General features: G+C 37.2%; 22 protein-coding genes and 4 pseudogenes. 21 read left to right on the top strand and 5 right to left on the bottom strand.

Translation table 11 applies throughout. From position 1 onward, the window contains the following. Window positions 1–361 precede the first annotated feature (361 nt). From FHG67_RS21460 to FHG67_RS21445, 4 genes are all read left to right on the top strand, one after another. Entirely contained in the window at window positions 362–601 is a 240-nt protein-coding gene (locus tag FHG67_RS21460; RefSeq protein WP_004497764.1) for an AbrB/MazE/SpoVT family DNA-binding domain-containing protein, read from the top strand. Continuing rightward, window positions 598–990 carry a type II toxin-antitoxin system death-on-curing family toxin gene (locus FHG67_RS21455; protein WP_036075323.1) on the top strand — a complete coding sequence of 131 codons (393 nt, stop codon included), beginning with the start codon at window positions 598–600 and terminating at the stop codon, window positions 988–990. The genes FHG67_RS21460 and FHG67_RS21455 overlap by 4 nt, the downstream gene beginning before the upstream one ends. Window positions 991–1,181: 191 nt before the next feature. Continuing rightward, window positions 1,182–1,442, top strand: coding sequence for a ribbon-helix-helix protein, CopG family (locus tag FHG67_RS21450; RefSeq protein WP_004496206.1), 261 nt, complete (start codon window positions 1,182–1,184; stop codon window positions 1,440–1,442). Beyond that, window positions 1,420–1,836, top strand: coding sequence for a type II toxin-antitoxin system VapC family toxin (locus FHG67_RS21445; RefSeq protein ID WP_016761240.1), 417 nt, complete (start codon window positions 1,420–1,422; stop codon window positions 1,834–1,836). The genes FHG67_RS21450 and FHG67_RS21445 overlap by 23 nt, the downstream gene beginning before the upstream one ends. Window positions 1,837–1,952: 116 nt before the next feature. On the opposite strand, the gene FHG67_RS21970 is transcribed toward FHG67_RS21445, so the two are convergent. Together FHG67_RS21970 and FHG67_RS21440 are read right to left on the bottom strand one after the other, a co-directional pair. Next, on the bottom strand, window positions 1,953–2,108 hold the full coding sequence (locus FHG67_RS21970) for a hypothetical protein (RefSeq protein WP_155722429.1): 156 nt from the start codon (window positions 2,106–2,108) through the stop codon (window positions 1,953–1,955). 1 nt (window position 2,109) lies between these two features. Beyond that, window positions 2,110–2,837, bottom strand: a protein-coding gene (locus FHG67_RS21440; RefSeq protein WP_232423408.1) for an IS5 family transposase whose coding sequence is annotated in 2 segments (ribosomal slippage) — window positions 2,110–2,534 and window positions 2,534–2,837 — 729 coding nt in all. Because the reading frame shifts where the segments join, the coding sequence is not laid out codon by codon here. A gap of 363 nt (window positions 2,838–3,200) precedes the next feature. Here FHG67_RS21440 and FHG67_RS21435 point away from each other — a divergent pair. The 7 genes and pseudogenes from FHG67_RS21435 to FHG67_RS21395 all read left to right on the top strand — a co-directional run bounded on the left by FHG67_RS21435 (window position 3,201) and on the right by FHG67_RS21395 (window position 7,935). Then, window positions 3,201–4,200: pseudogene (locus FHG67_RS21435) on the top strand (IS630 family transposase). 613 nt (window positions 4,201–4,813) lie between these two features. Continuing rightward, entirely contained in the window at window positions 4,814–5,179 is a 366-nt protein-coding gene (locus FHG67_RS21420) for a helix-turn-helix domain-containing protein (RefSeq protein ID WP_004499329.1), read from the top strand. Window positions 5,180–5,364: 185 nt separating this feature from the next. Then, window positions 5,365–6,003 (top strand): hypothetical protein, encoded by a 639-nt coding sequence (locus FHG67_RS21415; RefSeq protein WP_004499330.1) that lies wholly within the window; start codon window positions 5,365–5,367, stop codon window positions 6,001–6,003. Window positions 6,004–6,363: 360 nt separating this feature from the next. Then, window positions 6,364–6,582 (top strand): hypothetical protein, encoded by a 219-nt coding sequence (locus tag FHG67_RS21405; protein WP_232423598.1) that lies wholly within the window; start codon window positions 6,364–6,366, stop codon window positions 6,580–6,582. Window positions 6,583–6,695: 113 nt separating this feature from the next. After that, a pseudogene (locus FHG67_RS22950) lies at window positions 6,696–6,797 on the top strand (DUF2905 domain-containing protein); the annotation flags it as partial. Window positions 6,798–6,802: 5 nt separating this feature from the next. Then, window positions 6,803–7,545, top strand: a protein-coding gene (locus FHG67_RS21400; RefSeq protein WP_376767590.1) for an IS5 family transposase whose coding sequence is annotated in 2 segments (ribosomal slippage) — window positions 6,803–7,094 and window positions 7,094–7,545 — 744 coding nt in all. Because the reading frame shifts where the segments join, the coding sequence is not laid out codon by codon here. Window positions 7,546–7,623: 78 nt separating this feature from the next. Further along, on the top strand, window positions 7,624–7,935 hold the full coding sequence (locus tag FHG67_RS21395) for a hypothetical protein (protein ID WP_232423640.1): 312 nt from the start codon (window positions 7,624–7,626) through the stop codon (window positions 7,933–7,935). A 195-nt stretch (window positions 7,936–8,130) separates the two neighbouring features. Here the strand turns inward: FHG67_RS21395 and FHG67_RS22085 are convergent. After that, window positions 8,131–8,250: pseudogene (locus tag FHG67_RS22085) on the bottom strand (helix-turn-helix domain-containing protein); the annotation flags it as partial. A 73-nt stretch (window positions 8,251–8,323) separates the two neighbouring features. On the opposite strand from FHG67_RS22085, the gene FHG67_RS21380 reads away from it, so the two are divergent. The 9 genes from FHG67_RS21380 (at window position 8,324) to FHG67_RS21345 (ending at window position 12,953) form a co-directional block, all read left to right on the top strand. Beyond that, window positions 8,324–9,396, top strand: a protein-coding gene (locus tag FHG67_RS21380; protein WP_250185454.1) for an IS3 family transposase whose coding sequence is annotated in 2 segments (ribosomal slippage) — window positions 8,324–8,561 and window positions 8,561–9,396 — 1,074 coding nt in all. Because the reading frame shifts where the segments join, the coding sequence is not laid out codon by codon here. A gap of 40 nt (window positions 9,397–9,436) precedes the next feature. Further along, window positions 9,437–9,826 (top strand): hypothetical protein, encoded by a 390-nt coding sequence (locus FHG67_RS21375; protein ID WP_036075668.1) that lies wholly within the window; start codon window positions 9,437–9,439, stop codon window positions 9,824–9,826. Window positions 9,827–10,165: 339 nt separating this feature from the next. Next, window positions 10,166–10,402, top strand: coding sequence for an AbrB/MazE/SpoVT family DNA-binding domain-containing protein (locus FHG67_RS21370; RefSeq protein ID WP_004499620.1), 237 nt, complete (start codon window positions 10,166–10,168; stop codon window positions 10,400–10,402). Further along, window positions 10,396–10,737 (top strand): endoribonuclease MazF, encoded by a 342-nt coding sequence (gene mazF, locus FHG67_RS21365; RefSeq protein WP_016758353.1) that lies wholly within the window; start codon window positions 10,396–10,398, stop codon window positions 10,735–10,737. Before FHG67_RS21370 ends, mazF begins: the two co-directional genes overlap by 7 nt. A gap of 43 nt (window positions 10,738–10,780) precedes the next feature. Further along, the gene (locus FHG67_RS21360) at window positions 10,781–10,996 is read left to right on the top strand and encodes a hypothetical protein (protein WP_004497509.1); all 216 of its coding nucleotides are present in this window, start codon (window positions 10,781–10,783) and stop codon (window positions 10,994–10,996) included. Between the two features lie 242 nt (window positions 10,997–11,238). After that, window positions 11,239–11,520, top strand: a complete 282-nt coding sequence (locus FHG67_RS21965; RefSeq protein ID WP_004497523.1) for a hypothetical protein — start codon at window positions 11,239–11,241, stop codon at window positions 11,518–11,520. Between the two features lie 220 nt (window positions 11,521–11,740). Further along, the gene (locus tag FHG67_RS21355; protein ID WP_036075665.1) at window positions 11,741–12,118 is read left to right on the top strand and encodes a hypothetical protein; all 378 of its coding nucleotides are present in this window, start codon (window positions 11,741–11,743) and stop codon (window positions 12,116–12,118) included. A 144-nt stretch (window positions 12,119–12,262) separates the two neighbouring features. Next, a complete protein-coding gene (locus FHG67_RS21350; protein WP_026054191.1) occupies window positions 12,263–12,550 on the top strand; it encodes a type II toxin-antitoxin system HigB family toxin in 288 nt (95 codons plus the stop codon). Window position 12,551: 1 nt separating this feature from the next. After that, complete coding sequence (locus tag FHG67_RS21345) at window positions 12,552–12,953, top strand: helix-turn-helix domain-containing protein (protein ID WP_004500217.1); 402 nt, start codon at window positions 12,552–12,554, stop codon at window positions 12,951–12,953. A 122-nt stretch (window positions 12,954–13,075) separates the two neighbouring features. Here the strand turns inward: FHG67_RS21345 and FHG67_RS22575 are convergent. Further along, window positions 13,076–14,075, bottom strand: a pseudogene (locus FHG67_RS22575) (IS630 family transposase). Between the two features lie 217 nt (window positions 14,076–14,292). Between FHG67_RS22575 and FHG67_RS21330 the strand changes: the two are divergent. Beyond that, window positions 14,293–15,062, top strand: a protein-coding gene (locus FHG67_RS21330; RefSeq protein WP_085988630.1) for an IS5 family transposase whose coding sequence is annotated in 2 segments (ribosomal slippage) — window positions 14,293–14,629 and window positions 14,629–15,062 — 771 coding nt in all. Because the reading frame shifts where the segments join, the coding sequence is not laid out codon by codon here. A 597-nt stretch (window positions 15,063–15,659) separates the two neighbouring features. Here the strand turns inward: FHG67_RS21330 and FHG67_RS21320 are convergent. Continuing rightward, on the bottom strand, window positions 15,660–16,073 hold the full coding sequence (locus tag FHG67_RS21320; RefSeq protein WP_004499720.1) for a hypothetical protein: 414 nt from the start codon (window positions 16,071–16,073) through the stop codon (window positions 15,660–15,662). Window positions 16,074–16,131: the final 58 nt, after the last annotated feature.

The raw sequence follows: 16,131 nt of genomic DNA, 5'->3' as shown, positions 1-16,131 counted from the left end.
TGTTTTAACTGTCAGCCTGAACACTGCCCTTCGCAACTCTCGCTTGGCCTTCGGCACATTCGCTTTGTCACTCGGCTTGCGGGACGCGCCTAAGGGCGCTCAAGCCTCACGCCAATTCTTTCGCACGCTTAGGCGTGCTCCAGAACTGCGAACGTCGAGAAGCCTACTTCGTTATGCGACATCGAGCTAATGTTCAATTCTTACTCAGCTGATTTTCAGATTAAGTCAGCTCAAAATTTTGAATTCCTAATTGTTTATCAGTACAGCTGAGTTTGTTCCGTTAATTGAAGTTTAAACTCTTTGAAAAGATTTTGTTTAAAAAATGCTTGCATAATTAATGGTTATTACTTATGTTATAACTATGGATAATCCTGCGGTAAAAAAAACGACAATTCGAGCAATCGGTAATTCATCGGGTGCAACAATACCAAAGGTTCTTTTAGAAAAATATAATTTTCACGAAGGTGATACCGTGTTTCTTTTAGAAACAGAAGACGGTATTTTACTTTCTCCATATGATCCTGATTTTGAAACAGCAATGGATATTTATCAGGAAGGTGCTAAGAAGTATCGAAATGCTATGAAAGAATTAGCTAAATGAAGAAAGAGCCAAAATGGATAAGTAAGAAAATTGCTGAGGCAATTCATTTGGATCAGATAAAACAACATGGCGGTTTGCAGGTGGCTAGAGACGAAGGTCTTCTTGAATCTGCACTTGATAGACCTAAAAATAAATGGTCTTACGATTCAAAAGCGACGATTTTTGAATTAACTGCCTCATTAGGTTTAGGCGTTGCAAAAAATCATCCATTTATAGATGGCAATAAGCGGATATCTTTCCAATTGATGTATGTATTTTTGGGATTGAATGGTTACAAAATAGAAGTAGCAGAAGAAGAGGTAGTTTCAGTAATGCTTCGCGTCGCCGATGGATCTTTAAATGAAGATGCATTAGCAGTATGGTTAAAGGACAGTTCAATTTCTCGTTAACGCTCGACGATCGCCTAACTTCGTCTTCTCGCTCCGTACATTCACTTTCGCACGCTTAGGCGTGCTTCAGAACCGCGAACGTCGGGAAGCCTATATCGTTAAGCGCAAGGTCGCAAATTGCGTTGAGATAAAGTATTTTTGGTTAAAATAAGTTCCTTGACTGTAATACTAATCTGTGATACAAATGAACTATGATAAGTTTGCGTTTGCCGCCAGAATTAGAAAGAAAATTAGATTCCTTTGCCAAATCTGAAGGCAAAAGTCGTTCAGAAATAGTTAAAGATTCTATCTTGGAATACATTAAAAATCATGGGAAAATGAAAACTCCATTTGAATTAGGAAAGGATTTATTTGGGAAGCATGCTTCTGACGTTTCCGATTTAGCTCAAAATCGAAAGAAATATCTTCATCAATCAGTTAAGGGTAAAAATGCAAAACGTAGCTTTAATTGATTCCGGTCCGATCATTGCTTTATTTAATACTAACGATAAATTTCATAAATCTACTTATAAATTTATTAAGTCTTATAAAGGCTCACTATTTTCATCGTGGCCAGTAGTTACTGAAGTTGTTTACTTGCTTGCATTTTCCGTAGAAGCTCAATCTGACTTTTTGGAATGGATTGAACGAGGAAGTATCCAAATCCTAGATATACAATTAGAAGACCTTCGATATATAAAAACCCGAATGAGAAAATATTCCGACTTACCTATGGATTTAGCTGATGCATCCTTAATGTGTATTGCAGAAAGAGAAGGGATTGAACGAATTATTAGTATTGATTCTGATTTTTCTATTTATAAAACATTGAAAGGGAAATTTTTACAAAACTTGTTAAAAGTATAAACGCGACCCAGCGCCTAACTTCGTCTTCTCGCTCCGTTCGGGAACAAGATTTCCACTGCGCCGTTATCCATAAGGGAACGACAGAATAAGCACAAATGCATTTCCCCTACACCCTACTAAAATTCCTGCTTCCAAGCGGCTTTCGCAAGGATGATTTCGCCTACATTTACTTTGCAAACAGATGCCCTTCCTGTGGGACTTTCCTCGAAATCGATATCTCTGATGGAGCACAGCCTCTGATCGCCTGTCGATCCTGCGACGCTAGAACCCATCTCAAAAATACCTAAGAAGGATCAAAGCACACCCGAGAGCAATAAAACCATCGAAATTAAAATCATAATATTCATAACGAACAACGAGTCTTCTAAAGTTTTGAAGCCAAGCAAAAAGTCGCTCAATCTTCCATCGTCGCTTGTAACGTCTTAATTCGCGACCATCTTGTGTTGGTTGCCTTCTATTCTTTCTATGTGGTGCAATAACTTTTGTCCCGTAATTACGCGAAATGGATTCGTCTAAGTTGTCACTATCATATGCTTTATCACCGATCATCCGTTTCGGATTCTCTTCTATGAAAAGATTTTCGAGTGTTCGTTCCACTAACGTGACTTCATGGGGTGAAGCATTTTCTGTGCAAAAGGCGATAGGAAGACCGTGGCTGTCTCCAATTGCCATGATCTTTGTACCCTTCCCACGCTTTGTTTTCCCGACTTTTGGGCCCCTTTTTTTGCAGGAACAAATGTGCCGTCTATAAACGATTCTTCTGTTTCTATTTCCCCGCGTTCCCTAAGATCATTAGCCAAACTGCGGATTATATTTCGCATCGTTCCATTTCGGTTCCATTCTTGAAAACGACGATGACACGTTTGATAGGACGGATAACGATCCGGTAGATCTTTCCATTGTGCGCCTGTTCGTAGTATCCAAAGTATTCCGTTTAAGATTGTACGAGCATCGCTACGCGGACGACCTTTGCCGTCTTCACGCGGGTTAGGCTCAATCATGAGCGGCTCTAAGATATCTCACTGGGCATTTGTCAATTCCATACTTTCAATAGATTGTATTCCCTCTTTAAGTACAACTTAAATATCGATTCGTACTTATCAGATGTTGGTTTTTGAGATGGGTTCTAGATACTTAGTGGGGAATAAGGTCCTGAAGGATAAACTACTCAGAAAACTAAAGGTAAGAAACTCCGTAAAGTTTTCCACTTCTTAAGCCTGTTCGGATAACACACCAATGAAAAGACCCCAGAAATCTCTTTCCGAGTCGCTCATCCGTGGGCTCCCGATCTTTTGCGGACGATCGGTTACTGATCCCTACAAAAAAGAGTACCAAAAATATATCGATCATATCCCATTGTCATAATGCAAAGATTAGAAAGGGAAAAGTTAAAACGTTTGGAAAAGCGTAGGTTGAAGGGAATTCGTTTACTTGAGAAGGGCTATACATGTTATAGAGTAAGCAAAGAGCTTGGAGTCAGTAAGCAATCGGTAATGCGTTGGCGAGATAAATATGAATCGGAAGGAATCGAAGGAGTAAAATGGAATGGCCAACGAGGTCGACCGACCAAGTTGAGCATTTCAGAGAAGAAAGAATTAAAAAGAATCATCTTGAAAGGTCCGATAAGTAACGGTTATCCGAATGAACTTTGGTCAACGTATCGCGTATTGGAAATCATACGAAAAAAATTCGGAGTAACGTATCATCAAGATTATGTGGGAACTCTCTTGCATCAATTAGGGTTTTCGTATCAAAAACCAAAAAGAAGAGCGTTGGAAAGAGATGAAAATGCAATTGAAACTTGGAAAACGAAAACTTGGCCCGGTATAAAAAAAAGCAGAGAATGAAGGGTTTAAGGTCATATTTTTAGATGAAAGCGGAATCAGCCAGAATCCATATACGGTAAAAACTTGGAGCTTAATCGGAAAGACACCGATCCTTCGTCACAAGATGTCTTGGAAAAAGTTATCAGTAATAGGCGCTATTTCTAAAAAAGATTTTTACTTCCAGATCATAAGAGGCTCTGTTAAAAGCCGGGATCTTATTTATTTTTTAAAGATACTTCTAAAGGAAAATCGCAAAAAAATTTTAATAGTCTGGGATAATCTATCTGCCCATAAAAGCAAAGCAATGAATGAATTTTTAAAAGAGAATGAGAAAAGGCTTCGAGTGGAATTTTTGCCTCCTTATGCTCCGGAATTAAATCCGCAAGAATATATCTGGTGTCGTTGGGAGAAAAACTATATGGCTAATTTTTGTCCGGAGAATCTTAGCCAATTGATTCAAAGAACTAAATCTACTTTAGGAATATTGAAATCAAATACAATCAGTTTCGATAGTTATTGGAGACAAGCTGGTATTTAGGTACCATTTTTATAGGGATCAGTAAAGACGATTCACCAACTGACTGGAATCCATCTATCGACACTCAAACAGTACTCTGTAGAATTCCAAAATAAGAAAAAATTCTCAAGCGCCGGCATCAATGAGGAGGACCGGAAGGCCGGGATTCGACTCTATATCAAATGGGAAAAATACAAACAGGCGGAAAACGCAGCGAAAAGCGAATGCCAAAAAATAGAACGGAAACTCTCTGAGATTGCGCCAATGTCGTATTGGAAAAACGAGGAGTGGAAGAAAGTTAAGCCTTAACTTATACCATTCATTTGTTTAGGCCTACTTTTAGCCGCTTGCGGTATTTTTTATTTGACAATGTTCCCAAATTTGGGAACATTTGATTTAATGAGTTTTTCAGTTCGAGAAAAATCCAAGGCAACAAAAAATGCAATGAGAATGCCCAAATTAGAGAGCGCCCGATATAGGACGCTACTTCTCGAATTAGAAAACCTTGGGCCTATTCGGAAAAACTGGTCAAATTTTTCTCCATTAGGAAAGGGGAAATACCACTGCCATCTCTCCTATCATTGGGTGGCATGCTGGGAAAATAAAAGTGGATCGATTGAAATAGAGGTGTACTATGTTGGTAGTCGTGAAAACGCCCCGTATTGATTTGAGGATTAAGGGGAAAGTTTCTGAGAAATTGCTCGGAGCAATTAGGGAGGAATTCGGGAAACGTGTAGAGGTTCAGGATGAGGATGATGTTTCAGTTCCATTCCGAGAAAGCGAATTCTGGAAAAAATATGGGCATCTTGCAACTCCCGGGTCACACATGAAAACCTACCGTGAGATGGCGGGTTGGTCTCAATCCGAACTGGGCCAGAAACTTGGAGGCATAGGACGTTCCCATATTTCTGAATATGAATCTGGGAAACGCCCCATAGGAAAAGATCTCGCAAAAAAACTTGCGAAACTTTTTAAAACATCTCCAGCGATGTTCATTTGAGAATTTTGATTACAATAATACCAACTCGCAAATTGAGGAAACGTTATGCCAATTCATTAGACGTAAGCATAGATACATTCAAATGAACAAATGTTCACTAATGAGACCAAATCTACATTATGGGAAGTTGCCTGTTTATGATGGGTTTTCTTGTTAAGTTTGGGTTGATTGAATAAAAGGTAACTATGCTATATCATTACGTATCAGACTTTTCTAACCATGTTCATCAATTAGTTGTATCAATATCCAAACATCTTTATTTATTAAAGAATGAGGAAATTAAATATCAAAAGAAATCTTTTGATTTAACTCTTAAAAATTACTCAAAATCGACTAAACGTCATTTAATTCATTGCATTATAAAAGATCATTTCAGCGGTGCATCTTATGGCGAAATACATTCAACGGATCAGCATTTTTCGATAGAAAAGTTTTTATTGAACGCTTGGAAAATTAAAAAGGGCTATAAATTTCATGGTCTTCCTAAGTGCTTGATGGCCCCTAAAAGCGTTATAGAACATTTTCCAGGGTTAGGTAATATATTTAAACATACAAACATCAAGCTCATAGAAACGACAAGTGGTTTCCAATCTGGTGCGCCCATAATAATTAAAGAATGGGAAAAACAAATAGGATATGCCCCGATACTTTATAAGCTATTGTCTTTTAGCAAATTACAAGAAAACATAGAATATTTTAATAATGAAATAAATTCATATAAGTCAAATAATTCAGATACATCCAAAATTGATAAATGGTCCGATAATCTCAATCAAACAAATATTATTATAAATGAAACTGATTTTCTTAAAATATTCAATTAGAAAAAGCTTTATAAATAAAAAATTCAAATGAGTTCTGGAAAAGCGAAGGTTGCCATTAAGTGATTAAAAACGCCGTCTAACTTCGTCTCCTCGCTCCGTTCGGGATTTGCTACTGATCCCTATAAAATAGAGTACCGTTAATTTGAGCACAAATCCTATGTTTCGACGCAGAATTTTAGATATTCTATTATGTAGAGATGAGTAAAGAACGTCATTTATACAAAATTGCTGATACTGAAGAAACTTAAGTTCGTCAAAAGTGAAATCGTAACAACATCTCTTAAATATTAAATGGCCTGGGGATATACAAAGAGCACATGAACAAATAGATATTCTAACGTGAATAATAAGGTCGCGATAATGGATACATATAAATTGTTCCTTCAAGATTTGGTTGTTTTATTAAAAGAAAAATTAAAACACTCAAAAACGAATCAAATAGGAAATGATCAATTTGAAAAAGGTGTTAGAATGGGAATTTACGAAACGTTAGATCTAATAAAGTCCCAGGCTGATTCTTTTGGGATATCGTTACAAGAATTGGGTATTGAGAATCTTAGGTTGGAAGAATATTTATAGTTTATATTAGTGCCCTACAATGTATTACTGATTTTCTACATAAAGGAGTAGCACCAATTTTAACACAAATCCCGGTTTAGACGCAGAATTTTGGACACTTTATAAGGAACTAAGAACCGGTCTCAAAACTCCTTGTACTTTGAGAGTGTAATACTATAATTGTGAAATGGACAAATATTATTCAGAGATTCCCGAGGGACTTTGGAAACAAATAGCCCCTTTGATCCCAAAAGAGAAGTCAAAGCCGAAAGGTGGTCGCAATCGCGTTCCAACAAGAGTCGTAATGGCAGGTATCATCTATCGAATGAAAACAGGCTGTCAGTGGCGTGCAATTCCGAATGACTTTGGATCGGGTCAAACTTGTCACAGAAGATTTCAAGAATGGGAACGAGCGGGAGTATTCAAAAAGATTTATAAATCTATTTTAAAATATTATGATGTGAAGAATAAGATAGCTTGGGATTGGGCTTCGATGGATTCCGCAATGGTCAAGGCTCCCAAAGGGGGAACTTAACCGGGAAAAATCCTACAGACCGTGCCAAATTGGGAGTTAAACGGCATATTCTTACGGATGGAAACGGAATTCCATTGGCAATTACGTTGAGTGGAGCGAACGTTCATGATAAACGCAATGTAAAAGATACATTGAATTCCATCTTGGTTTTTTCCGGAAGAAAAAGAAAAAAACCAAAACACCTTTGTTTAGATAAAGGTTATGACTTCAAAGATATAGAAGCATTGATCAAAAGAAGAAACATTCGACCTCATATTCGGAAAAAAGGTGAAAAACCTCTCATTGGTAAATACAAAGGAAAACCTAAACGTTGGGTCGTTGAAAGAACAAATAGTTGGCATAATCGATTCAGAGCTATTTTGATTCGCTGGGAAAGAAAAGCAGAAAACTATCTGGCTTCTCTTTATCTTGCAAGCTCAATCATTGTTTTTAACTTTTTTAATAGGTAGTTTTGAGACCGGTTCTAAGTATAAATTAGCGGTTACTGTCGGCAATAATGTTGTAGGGGCGAATTTCGTAAGTAACTGATGAAATTTAAAGTATCACCTGAATATGAATGCTCTCCTGTTTGGGAGTATAATGAGAGTGGAACAAAGAATATTGATGTGATGTTATTACCGATTTCGATTTCACTTAAGAAACGGATTGAGCAATGGGATAAGATTTTTCAGTCCACATATAACCGGGATAATCCGACAGAATCAAAGTTTTCTACAAAGATGGATGAAGCGCATTGGGATCGTGAAGGAGTGGAAATCTATATAGCCTTATTAAAGGAGATAGGTGTTAGCCATGAAGTCGAATATTATAGATATATTAGATCAGATGAATTATCCTAGTTTAAAAGACGTAATTTTGTTAAACAAATCTCCCACGGAGAAAGCTCAGTGAAACAGTTCTCTACAGATCGCTGCGGCATGGGATGGAGGCGTGGTCAATAAATTGGGAATGAGAGTGATATTAATTATTTCGATCGTATCTTTCAATGTATTGACCGGAGCCGAGAGCCCGTTTTCGAATGAGAACTTTATATTTTAAGCATCTACGTCTTTGTTAGGGTTCAACCGGATATGCTTTCTAAGTTCACGCGGAGATTTCCCTGTAAATTTAATACAAGCCCTATGAAAAGAAGATGGAGAATTAAAGCCGCATTGACCTAGCCCCCGAATTTAGAACCAATTAGAATGTTTGAAATCCTCTGAAAAGCATATAATTTTGGAGGAAAATATGAAGAAACGTTTCAGTGAAGATCAAATTCACAAGATATTGAAGGAATCGGAATCAGGGGCATCGACCTCTGATGTTTGTCGTAAGTATGGAATCAGCGGAAATACTTTTTACCGTTGGCGTTCGAAATACGGAGGTTTAGAACTGAGCGATCTGAAGCGAATGAAGACTTTAGAGGAAGAGAACAGTAAGCTAAAGAAACTATATGCAGAATTAGCTTTAGAAAATGAAGCGATCAAGATGTTACTCGAAAAAAAGTGGTGAGCCGCGAGCAGAAACGAGAGGCAGTTATGTTGATCAAAACGAAACTTGGAGAACGAAAATCCTGTCGTCTCTTGCAAATTTCCAGAACCGTCTTTCGGTATCGTTGCGGACTTCAAGACAAAAACAAGGAATTAAAGGATCGAATTCGTTCTTTAGCGTATAAACATAGAAGAGCGGGATATAGGCAGATCCATTCTTTCATTCGTCAAGGAGAGCATGTAAATCATAAACGAATCTATCGCCTGTATTCCGAATTGGGCTTAAAATACCGAATCAAGCGAAAACGAAAGAGGCTGTCATTGCCTACTGTTCCAAAGATTGTTCCTAAGAAATCGGAGGAAAGATGGTCAATGGATTTCATGTCGGATTCGCTCTATTCGGGAAGAAGATTCAGAATTTTGAATATTATCGATGACTTCGGTCGATTCGCAGTCGTAACGAAGGCGGAATTCTCAATTACTTCAGAAAGATTAGTAAGGATTTTGAATGAAGTATCCGAAGTCCGTAGTCTACCAAAACAAATTGTTGTGGATAATGGTCCCGAATTCACATCAAAAACATTTTTACGATGGGCTTTCGAAAAAAGAGTCGATATTCATTTTATCACACCGGGCAAGCCTACTGAAAATGCCTTCATCGAGAGCTTTAACGGAAAAATGCGAAACGAATGTTTAAATGAAAATTGGTTTAAAGATATCGAAGAAGCCCGGCGCCTCATCGAAGAGTGGAGAATCTTCTACAATTCAGAAAGGCCACATAGCTCACTCGGGGGATTAACTCCGGAGGAATATTTAAGACGCTCTGCTTAAGAGGATTTTCACACATTACGCTGGTACTAAAAATGGGGGCATGTCAGCATTCGAGAGCGATTCTCAAAAAATTGGAGCGGATGAAAATTTGTCATTATTAAGAAAGAATCTAATTGCTGAATTAAATGAATATCAGCCAAGGAAAAAATTCAGCTTAAATACAAGTATTGGAATTCCAGAACTTGGTTGGGAGGGATTTTGGAAATTCATGTCCGGAGCATTTTTCGGGATTATTATGCTTTTTTACGGTATTTTTTCGACAGAAGAAGATAAGAAGGATACGATTATCGGCTCTATCATGTATTTAGTCGTTGTTGGCGGAATCTTTTATTTTATTCCCATTATATTTTTTCCATGGGTCAATTATTTTCTATTACCCATAGTGCCATTTGTTCTCTTATTAGGATTTTCAAAAATTTCAAATAATTAAAAGACTGGCCATCGCCTAACTGCGGCTTCTCGCGGCGCTTCGAGATTGCTCCGCAACTCTCGCTTGGCCTTCGGCACATTACTTTGTAGCTTCGACTTGCAAGACGTTCGCTAATGCTCACTCAAGTCTCGCTCCAACTCCTTCGCGCACAGGCGCTTCGGAGACGCAACGTCGAGAAGCCTATTTCGTTAGTTGCAATTGCCCTAAAATTTATAGAAAAAGCAGGGAACTTATCTATAAATTTTAATAGAAGAAACTCATTTCTAAATCATTAAATTTGATTCTAAAAAATTGCTGACAAATTCTCAGAAGTATATACAATGTATATATAGGGAATTTATGGAATCAATTATTCAAAAATGGGGTAATAGCTTAGGAATTAGAATTCCAAAAGCAATGGCAACGGAATTAGAGTTAAATGACGGAAGCCACGTTGAATTACAATATGAAGGGAATAAGATTGTAATATATCCAATGAAAAAAGCTTCATTAGAAGAAAAACTTTCTAAAATTACGAAACAAAATCTTCACTCTGAAATATCAACTGGTAACTCAATAGGTAAAGAAGCTTGGTAAAGAGTAGAAAATATACTCCTGAAAAAGGAGATATAGTTTGGCTGAACTTTACCCCGCAAGCAGGTCATGAACAAAAAGGTCGTAGACCAGCTTTAGTTTTGTCACCTAAAGAATATAATTCGAAAACTGGATTAGCAATTTTCTGTCCGATTACTAGTAAGATTAAAGGTTATCCATTCGAGGTAACAATTAAATTGAAGAAAATTGATGGTGTAATTCTTTCTGATCAAGTGAAAAACTTAGACTGGACTATTCGTGAAGCTGAATTTATAGAATCAATAAATAAAGTTTCTTTGAAAGAAGTTTTAGATAATATTAAGTTATTAGTATTTTAAATTATGGGCTACGGCACGCGCCGCCTTCCTCCGAGACTACAAAATGAATTGGAACCGAATCGCTGAAATTGCGAATATTCTTGAGCAGAAGAAAGTCAAAAGTAAGGCCAAGGAACTGTTCGATAGAGTGATTGACGGTATGCAGAATGGTAATCCAGGGGTGGCAATCGGTTTCGGAAGAGCAATCTCTGATTGCCGCGATGCTGACCTAGAACTGATGAACTTAGCATTCGAACTTGAGCGTTTGGCGAAAGAATAGCTCCCACAGGACCTGTACTGGTTGTGGTGAACATATGGTACGCGCCGGAAAAACTCTGTGGCCGCAACTTTGATCATGCAAACAATCAGATTTAGATCAACATTATCGCTTGGCGTTGAGTGTCGAGGAGATTGCCTTTTGCGCGCAATGCGGAGGGATGTTAGGTGATCCTTACAATCCACGGCAGATCAAGAGTGGAGTCCTAACGGTTTCCAACTACGGCGGCGCTGCCGATCGCTGGTATGAAACCTTCACTATTCAGTTTCGCCGGGGGACGCTACGAACTTATCGGTTATACAGTCGGCGGCTTCTCTGCGGTCGATGAATGCCATGCAACGGACATCGATATCAACTTGCTTACCAGCAAAGCCCGCCTGCGTAAGGATGTATCAAAGGGAACCGGATGCGAAACGAACGAGCAATGGACGAACTGGAAGGCCACGTTCCCTTTCTATCTTAAGGCTCGCAACACTTGGAAACTCCCGAGTGAGGCTAACTTTCCAAAGTTCTTCACTACGAAATAGCGCAAGTACGGCGGCACTACTTTGCACATTTGCCTCAGTGTCGAGGCCGCGGGCCCCTCCCCCGCCGGTACCAATTTATTCTTGAGTTTAAAAGACATTGTATTTTAAATTAGATAGAAACAAATGACATTCACATATCTTGTAAGATATGGATTGCTATGCGAAATTCGTTAAAATCAAGTTATGCGCCATTATATAGCGATGCAAGGCACCGATCAGCATGAGCTTCAAACCAATCAACATCGACTCCCTTTTCGTAAAGATCCGCGAAGGTGAATCGCGTCTACGTGGTGATCTCGCGAACCTCTGGGAGCTCATCGTTGTTTATCCCGCCCATTGGCAACATCGGACTAGCCCGGTTTTAGCTTCCAAGTTCTGGGTCGTTGCTATCTTTGGCGAACATGTCATTTGGTACAATGACATTGAAGAAGGGTTCAATATTTCACGGTACAACGAACACGGAACAATCGGAGAATACTGGGCGAATCAGGACGATCTTGACGAGTGTGTCCGTCGTGTTCATGGAATGATATACTGGGGTGGTAAACCCGAAGGCCAAGTTAGCGGCCCGATTCCGGGGCTTTATCCGTCGCGATAACTGCCATGGTAATGGCGCAAACTTCCAACTAAAAGCTTCGCTCGCAATGTCGTTTAGCCTCTTTCGTTAACTGTAGTCTCTTAAAATTCTTCTGATGAAAAAATAAACTTGTAAAATATCTCAATATGAGATATAATTTATTTTGTGCATGTAATAAGTAAGCGAAAAATTACAGAATTTATTGAACAATATCCAAAATCGAGATCTTCATTGGAATTATGGTATAAAGTCTTTAGTAAAACGGATTTTGATAATTTTCCTCATTTAAGAAAGGTCTTTCCTTCAACAGATATTGTACAAAATTTATTCGTTTTTAATATATCTGGGAATAATTATAGGCTTATTGCTGCTATTCACTTTAATAGGAAGAAAGTTTACATCAGGGAAATTCTAACCCATTCTGAATATAACAAAGAAAAATGGAAGGTGTGAAATGATAGCTGAATTAGAAAAAGTAAAAAACGTATGGTCTGAGATTAAAGAAGTTATTTCATATCCGAGAACTCAGAAGCAATATAAGAAACTTGTAGAAATATTAGATAATCTAATTGATGAGGTAGGTAACAACGAAAAGCATTCGTTGGCTCCATTAATGGAAACAATTGGAAATATCATTGAATCATATGAATTTGATCACTTTATAGAGATTGAATCTGATCCAATTGAAATTTTAAAATCTTTAATGGAAGAGCATGGGTTATCTCAAAAAGATATGAAAGAACTCGGTAGCCAAGGCGTTGTATCGGAAATTTTAAATGGTAAAAGGGAATTAAATGTAAGACAAATCAAAGTTTTGTCTAAAAGATTTAATGTTTCTCCTGCAGTTTTTATTTAGAATTTTAGTATCAAAGCGACTAAGGTATATTTGGTTGTTATTACTGATCCCTGTAAAATAGAATACTGTTAATTTGAGCATCAATCCCGTGTTTACTACTGATCCCTATAAAAAATAAGTACCTAAATACCAGCTTGTCTCCAATAACTATCGAAACTGATTGTATTTGATTTCAATATTCCTAAAGTAGATTTAGTTCTTTGAATCAATTGGCTAAGATTCTCCGGACAAAAATTAGCCATATAGTTTTTCTTCCAACGACACCAGATATATTCTTGCGGATTTAATTCCGGAGCATAAGGAGGCAAAAATTCCACTCGAAGCCTTTTCTCATTCTCTTTTAAAAATTCATTCATTGCTTTGCTTTTATAGGCAGATAGATTATCCCAAACTATTAAAATCTTTTTGCGATTTTCCTTTAGAAGTATATTTAAAAAATAAATAAGATCCTGGCTTTTAACAGAGCCTGTTATGATCTGAAAATGAAAATCTTTTTGAGAAATAGCACCGATTACTGATAACTTTTTCCAAGACATCTTGTGACGAAGGATCGGTGTCTTTCCGATTAAGCTCCAAGTTTTTACCGTATATGGATTCTGGCTGATTCCGCTTTCATCTAAAAATATGACCTTAAACCCTTCATTCTCTGCTTTTTTTTATACCGGGCCAAGTTTTCGTTTTCTAAGTTTCAATTGCATTTTCATCTCTTTCCAACGCTCTTCTTTTTGGTTTTTGATACGAAAACCCTAATTGATGTAACAGAGTTCCCACATAATCTTGATGATACGTTACTCCGAATTTTTTTCGTATGATTTCCGATACGCGATACGTTGACCAAAGTTCATTCGGATAACCGTTACTTATCGGACCTTTCAAGATGATTCTTTTTAATTCTTTCTTCTCTGAAATGCTCAACTTGGTCGGTCGACCTCGTTGGCCATTCCATTTTACTCCTTCGATTCCTTCCGATTCATATTTATCTCGCCAACGCATTACCGATTGTTTACTGACTCCAAGCTTTTTTGATACTCCGTAGCACGTGTAGCCCTTTTTCAAGAGAGCAATTTCCTTCAACCTACGTTTTTCCAAACATTTTAACTTTTCCCTTTCTAAGTTTTGCATTATGACAATGGGATATGATCGATATATTTTTGGTACTCTTTTTTATAGGGATCAGTAATATCACCTGATTGTGGATTTATGATTTCAATATAATTTTCTGCATTGCAAACTGCAGTTTCCGGGTTTTCTACTAGAACCCATCTCAAAAACCAACAAATGATAAGTACAATTTATTTTTAAAGCTGTACACAATCGTAAAATAAAAATCACTGAAAGAATGGATTTAAGCAACGATCAATGGAAAATATTGGAGCCTCTGATAATTGAGCCTAACGTTCGTGAAGATGGAAAAGGTCGTCCTCGTATGGATGCTCGTTCAATCTTAAATGGAATTCTTTGGATATTGCGCACAGGAGCTCAGTGGAAGGAATTGCCGGATCGTTATCCTCCATATCAAACATGCCATCGTCGCTTTCAAGAATGGAACCGAAATGGAACGATGCGGAATATGATTCGTAGTTTAGCCTCCGATTTGAAAGAACGCGGAGGAATAGATATAGAAGAATCCTTTATAGACGGCACATTTGTTCCTGCAAAAAAAGGGGTCCAAAAGTGGGGAAAACCAAACGTGGGAAGGGTACAAAGATCATGGCAATCGGAGACAGCCAAGGTCTTCCTATCGCCTTTTGCACGGAAAATGCTTCGCCCCATGAAGTCACGTTAGTGGAGCAAACATTAGAAAATCTTTTTATAGAAGAAAATCCAAAACGAATGATCGGTGACAAAGCATACGATAGCGACGGTTTAGACGAACACATTTTGCAACAGTATGAAACGAAAATCATTGCACCGCATAGAAAGAAAAGAAAACAACCGACACAAGATGGTCGAGGATTGAGGCGTTACAAACGACGATGGAAAATCGAGTGTCTTTTTGCCTGGCTTCAAAACTTTAGAAGACTCGTAGTCCGTTATGAATATTACGATTTTAATTTCGATGGGTTTATTGCTCTCGGATGTGCTATGATCCTTCTTAGGCATTTTTGAGATGGGTTCTAATAAAAACTTTAATTTTTGAATATCGGACGTTGGGCCATTCAATTTTTTTAAATGATTATAATCAGATACGGCTACAGAAATAATTGTTAATCGATTCATTTATTTTTGCAAAAGATTAATTTGTTCACCATCTTTATAGTAAACGATACGTGTTCGTGGTCTTTTCTTAAGAAAAATACTTATAGGAAATTTTTTTCTTAATATGGGATATTGTTCAGTTCGATTTAATTTATTAAGAACGATTTTGACTACTTGTCGTCCACAAGGGGCAACCATATAATTTTCAAATGAAACCGGTTTGATACTTAATCTGTTTTTTCGAAAAAGAATTAATACCGATCTTACTTTTAAAGGTAACGTCCGAAATAACCTAACCGAAATCAGAATAGGGTAAATACAAACAAAACAAGTAAGTAATCTGTAAAATAGATTATCCGTAAAAATGAATATAGTATAAAAAAATATTGCATTCAAAAGTAAAATGATTAGCGGAAAAATAGAAAGTCTTATTTTATCTATAGTAGTGATCATTATCTTTATTTATCAGTGAACGCATCTTGTTAGAATAATTCACTGATCTTGTTTCTACTCAATAACGTTATAAAACTTTGCCAATAGATCTAACATTTGTTCGTCAGATCCATTTTGAACGGCGATGGTAGTTGATTGCGTATGTGCCTCATAATATAAATAATAAGTTGGACAAAAAACTAAACAAACTTTATCCATTTCATACCCAATTTCTTTAATGCTATTTTTCGTTAAAAGTTTAACTTCTCTTTTTGTAGGAATGCAATACCATTGAATAGTCTCTTTGACCTCTAAAGCTCTTAAATTCGTAATAATAAGTTTTCCGTGTATTCTTGTTCCAAAAAACTTTGCGATAATTCTAAAAGTATTTCCAAGAGCCCTTTGTATTAGGTTATTCCCTCTATTCCAAAAATCAGCTTCGAGTTCAAAGACCTTTTTTTCATCTGTTAGTAACGTGATTTCTTTCATAATTTTTTCCTGATAAATGTGAATTCGATTCTAAAATGATTGAAGCAAAAAGCACAGG

The sequence above is a fragment of the Leptospira weilii genome (assembly GCF_006874765.1).
Taxonomy (GTDB): domain Bacteria; phylum Spirochaetota; class Leptospiria; order Leptospirales; family Leptospiraceae; genus Leptospira; species Leptospira weilii.
Note: the sequence above shows the minus strand (reverse complement) of the source record. Positions and strands in the feature narration are given on the sequence as shown.